This is a genomic window from Fluviicola sp. (assembly GCF_030151805.1).
In the GTDB taxonomy this organism is placed as follows: Bacteria; Bacteroidota; Bacteroidia; order Flavobacteriales_D; family Crocinitomicaceae; genus Fluviicola.
The window spans coordinates 1-3,968 of sequence record NZ_JASLCN010000175.1 but is presented as its reverse complement, the minus strand read 5'-3'; the positions used below and the strand labels follow the sequence as shown (position 1 = coordinate 3,968).

General features: G+C 40.4%; 5 protein-coding genes. 4 read left to right on the top strand and 1 reads right to left on the bottom strand.

Annotated features, from left to right (window positions below):
• Positions 1-323 (bottom strand): hypothetical protein (locus Q1V93_RS06690; RefSeq protein WP_300663045.1); only part of this gene is annotated, 323 nt, incomplete at its 3' end.
• Between the two features lie 101 nt (positions 324-424).
• Between Q1V93_RS06690 and menA the strand changes: the two genes are divergently transcribed.
• From menA to Q1V93_RS06670, 4 genes are all read left to right on the top strand, one after another.
• Positions 425-1,339 (top strand): 1,4-dihydroxy-2-naphthoate octaprenyltransferase, encoded by a 915-nt coding sequence (gene menA, locus Q1V93_RS06685; RefSeq protein ID WP_300663043.1) that lies wholly within the window; start codon positions 425-427, stop codon positions 1,337-1,339.
• Complete coding sequence (locus Q1V93_RS06680; protein WP_300663041.1) at positions 1,327-2,373, top strand: o-succinylbenzoate synthase; 1,047 nt, start codon at positions 1,327-1,329, stop codon at positions 2,371-2,373. Before menA ends, Q1V93_RS06680 begins: the two co-directional genes overlap by 13 nt.
• A gap of 211 nt (positions 2,374-2,584) precedes the next feature.
• The gene (locus tag Q1V93_RS06675) at positions 2,585-2,971 is read left to right on the top strand and encodes a hypothetical protein (protein ID WP_300663039.1); all 387 of its coding nucleotides are present in this window, start codon (positions 2,585-2,587) and stop codon (positions 2,969-2,971) included.
• A gap of 63 nt (positions 2,972-3,034) precedes the next feature.
• The coding region (locus Q1V93_RS06670) for a nitronate monooxygenase (protein ID WP_300663037.1) at positions 3,035-3,968 on the top strand (934 nt) is incomplete at its 3' end.

Genomic DNA, 3,968 nt, shown 5'->3' with positions numbered 1-3,968 from the left:
TAAAATCTTGGAGCCAGTGAAATGTGAAAACCAATAGAGGCATCTGCGTCCGGATCAATCGGCTTATAATTCCCAAAGCCTAAATCCCCCTGCCACAATTTTTGATTTCCCATATTCAATCCGAATTGTGAAATAGTTGGTCCGACTTCTAATTCCAGGCTGATAATTTTTGCCAGACGCTGTTCGTAGCTGAAGTTAAATTCCCCTGCAACCAATTGTGTCGGAGAGAATTTAATTGCAAAATTTCGGTATCCGGATTCGTTTTGTGAATAGCTTCCAAAAGAAACTGTTGATAGAATGATTATTCCCAGGAGTTTTTTCATATACTCAGTTTAATTCAAACAAAGAAACCATTTTTTTATCAATTCATAAACTTTCCGTTTATAATTAGCTTTTTGAAGAATTAAAATACCGAAATTTGAGCATGGCAAATTCATCAGACTGGATAAGTGCTCTTCGTTTAAGAACACTTCCGTTATCCATTTCAGGAATATTGGTCGGATCCTTCATTGCAGTTTATCAGGGATACTGGAATCCGCTTATTTTTTCACTGGCCTTATCGACCACCCTATTGTTCCAGATTTTATCCAATCTGGCTAATGATTTGGGAGATTCCCTGAAAGGTGCCGACAATGCAGGAAGAATCGGTCCGATGAGGGCTGTCCAATCCGGAGCCATTTCTAAAAGCACTATGAAAAAGGCAGTTATTTTAACTGCTGCCGTTTCTTTTCTTAGTGCAGGATTCCTGATTTATTTCGGAACAAAAAATCTTTCCGTTACCAGCATTTATATTTACATCGGTTTGGCAATTGCTTCCGTTTTAGCTGCGATTACGTACACCATCGGTAAAAAAGCTTACGGTTATAACGGTTTGGGGGATTTATTTGTCTTTGTTTTCTTCGGATTGGTGAGCGTGATGGGCGTTTATCCCCTATTCTCCGATACACTTTCCTGGGAATTGGTTCTTCCGGCGGTTACGATCGGTTTTCTGAGTACAGCCGTTTTGAATCTCAACAATATGCGGGACCGTGAGAATGACGAAAAAGTAGGAAAAAGAACGTTGGTCGTGAAACTCGGAGCGAAGAATGCAAAGAAATACCACTTCTTTCTCATTTCAACTGCTTTTACAAGCTGGATTTTGTTTCTCATACTGACCAAAAATTGGCTGGGCTTCATTTCGTTGATACCGGCAATTTTGTTCATCAAACACCTTGTCTTTGTGACTAAAAATACTGTTCCAAGAGAATTGGATTCTCAATTGAAAACAGTCGCACTGGGAACTTTTTTCATCAGTATTCTCTACGTCATCAGCGTTTCTGTCAACCAATGGATTCTCTGAATCAAACTAAACTGACGGCTTCTTTTGAAGCATTTGTATTGGATTTCAAGCGTCCAAGCGGAACAAGTCGCGGTGTTTTGACCCAAAAGAAAGGATGGAAACTGAAACTGAGCAATCCCGATGGAACAACGGGTTTAGGCGAATGTTCTGTTATTCCGGGACTTTCTCCTGATTATGTTTCGGACGAGCAATATGAAAAACAGCTTACAACCATTTGCCAGAATCCGCTTCAGTTTATTGAAAACAAGGAATTATTGCTTGATTATCCTTCCATTTTATTCGGACTGGAAAGCGCTTATTTCGACTTGTTAAATGGTGGAAAACAAATCTTTTTCAATTCAGCGAAAAGTACTTCCGGATTCAAAATTCCAATCAATGGCTTGATCTGGATGGGAGATCCTGCCTACATGCAAAGTCAGATTGAAGAGAAACTTGCCGCTGGCTTCACTTGTATCAAACTAAAAGTCGGAGCTATTGATTTCGAACAGGAATTGAACTTATTGGAGGGAATCCGTTCGCGTTTTGATTCTTCCCGAATCACCTTACGGGTAGATGCAAACGGAGCTTTTAATCCGGATGATGCTTTATGGAAATTGGAAGAACTCTCGAAACTGGATCTTCACAGCATCGAACAACCGATCAAAGCAGGTTCATGGGAACTCATGGCGGAATTATGTGCTCAAACTCCGCTTCCCATTGCATTGGATGAAGAATTGATCGGAATCAATCTTCCGGAAGAGAAAATGGCTGTGTTAGATGCTATCCGTCCGCAATATATTATTTTGAAACCAAGTCTTCACGGCGGATTCAGCGGTACAAAAGAATGGATCGAATTGGCAGACAGCAGAAACATTCCATGGTGGATCACATCGGCATTGGAAAGTAATATTGGTTTGAACGCCATTGCTCAGTTTACAGCGGAATATCATCCGGTTTTACCTCAGGGATTGGGCACTGGCGGTTTGTATGAAACGAATTTTGATGCTCCTTTGACCATTGAAAACGGTTACCTGCATTATTTCTCTGTCCTTTAATCCGGACGTAATTCCGCAATATTACGTCCAGATAACACGAATAATCTCCCGAAAACACTCTTGTTAACGAATTGAGTCGGACGTAATATTGCGGAATTACCCCAAAAGTTCATCCTACTGACAATTCTTTCACCTGTACCCCTTTTAATCATCATTTCTGTATCTGTATCCAATATAGTTATCTCCGTAACTTTGTCGAAACAACAAGTGTATGAAGGCAAAAGTGAAGAATCCATCTCAAGTTCAATTTGACAATGTCTACATTTCCGAATTGAATAAAATCGTTCACATCTACAAAAACACAACGTCCCAAATTTCGTCCGGGAAAAACAACAAGTTATCATCCGATTTTGGTTTGCCTTTAACAATCGCTGTGAATGATAATCAATTAATCGGATTTGCTTCTGCTACTTTAAACCTGTCAGGAGAAGTAGAAATGAATTGCTTTTTTTCTGAAAAATCCGACGAAACAGAAGTTGAAAGCCAACTAAAGGAACAGGCATACCGGAATTTTTACAAAACTTACGATAACAGCGAAACAGGAAAAAAACAACTGAAAGCATCCATTGAGCGATTGGTTTACTGGTTGAATTTATAGTGGGTTCCAGGATTTATCCGTAATTTCCAATTGAAAAATACGGCTTAAAAAAATCAATCAAATATGAATATCAAAGAACTTAAAAACAGCGTGATCCTGCCAGTCATCGCATCGCCCATGTTTCTCGTTTCAGGAAGCAGGTTAGTCATCGAATGCTGTAAAAACGGAATTGTTGGAACTTTACCTTCATTGAATGGAAGAAGCTCTGCAGATTTCGAACAGTTTTTGATCGAGATCACAACAGAGTTGAAGCAATTTGAAGAAGAAACACGTCGGAAACCTGCTCCTTTTGGAATCAACCTGATTGTCAATAAAACCAATCCAAGACTCATGCCGGATTTGGAGCTTTGCGTCAAATACAAAATTCCGCTGGTCATTACTTCCCTGGGAGCCGTCAAAGAAGTTGTCGACGCAGTACACAGTTACGGAGGTTTGGTATTTCACGATGTCATCAAGAAGCGACATGCTGAAAAAGCAATTGAAGCTGGCGTGGACGGAATTATTGCTGTTGCAAACGGAGCCGGTGGTCACGCAGGAACTGCAAATCCGTTTGCTTTGGTAGAAGAAATCAGATCATTCTACAAAGGAACATTGATTCTTGCCGGAACTATCACCAGGGGAAAAGATATTCTGGCAGCGCAAACTATGGGCGCAGATTTCGCTTATATGGGCACACGTTTCATCGCAACGGAAGAAAGTATGGCCCAGCCCGAATACAAAAAGATGTTAGTTGCTTCCCACATCGACGATATTATGTATACAGACGGAATTTCCGGTGTGAATGCCAATTTCCTGATCCCAAGCATTGAAAAATCCGGGATTGACATTTCGGAGAAAAAAGAAGAAGATTTTTCCAAATTGTCGGCAGAACATGGAAAAGCATGGAAAGATATCTGGTCTGCAGGACAAGGAACTACAGGGATTGAACAGATTGAACCGGTAGCAGCTGTTGTGGATCACTTAAAACAGGAATACAAAGCTGCCCTTTTGGAAAATC